The following is a 1000-nucleotide window of genomic DNA, read 5'->3' as shown; positions in this document are numbered from 1 at the left end:
ATGTGTAATTGGTAGAGGAGCATTCTTAACACGGCGAAGCTGTACCGTAAGGAGCAGTGGAGAGTTAAGAAGAGAGAATGCCGGAATGAGTAGCGAGATAGAAGTGAGAATCTTCTAGGCCGAATATCCAAGGTTTCCAGGGTAAAGCTGATCTGCCCTGGGTAAGTCGGGGCCTAAGGCGAGGTCGAAAGACGTAGTCGATGGACAACAGGTGGAAATTCCTGTACTGCAATATAACAGAACTGTGGGGACGCAGAAAGAGAGCACAAGCCGGGAATGGAAATACCGGCACAAGCGGGGTATCAGATGAGTAGGCAAATCCGCTCATCAATGAGAAGACGTGATGTGGACCGAAATATAGTAGGGAAGTGTGTGAGCTGGCTGCCAAGAAAAGCCGCTATTGTTTATATTGTACCCGTACCGTAAACCGACACAGGTGGATGAGGAGAGAATCCTAAGGCCGACGGGAGAAGCATTGTTAAGGAACTCGGCAAAATGACCCCGTAACTTCGGGAGAAGGGGTGCCTGGGAAACCAGGCCGCAGAGAATTGGCCCAAGCAACTGTTTAGCAAAAACACAGGTCTATGCAAAACCGAAAGGTGAGGTATATGGGCTGACGCCTGCCCGGTGCTGGAAGGTTAAGGGGAGAGGTTAGCGCAAGCGAAGCTTTGAACTTAAGCCCCAGTAAACGGCGGCCGTAACTATAACGGTCCTAAGGTAGCGAAATTCCTTGTCGGGTAAGTTCCGACCCGCACGAAAGGCGTAATGATTTGGGCACTGTCTCGACAATGCACCCGGTGAAATTGAAATACCAGTGAAGATGCTGGTTACCCGTGCCAGGACGGAAAGACCCCATGGAGCTTTACTCCAGTTTGATACTGGGATTCGGTACTGCATGTACAGGATAGGCGGGAGACTGAGAAGATATGACGCCAGTCATATCAGAGTCATTGTTGGGATACCGCCCTTGTAGTATTGGATTTCTAACTATCCACCATAA

1 rRNA gene is annotated in these 1000 nt (G+C 49.8%); it reads left to right on the top strand.

Features of this window, described 5'->3' with window-relative positions:
* Nucleotides 1–1000 (top strand): 23S ribosomal RNA (locus tag CTY48_RS00010); the annotation flags it as partial.

Origin of the sequence: Konateibacter massiliensis (genome assembly GCF_900184995.1) — a bacterium.
GTDB lineage: Bacteria > Bacillota > Clostridia > Lachnospirales > Lachnospiraceae > Lachnotalea > Lachnotalea massiliensis.
The sequence above is the reverse complement of the archived record's forward strand: the minus strand, read 5'-3'. Positions and strand labels throughout refer to the sequence as shown.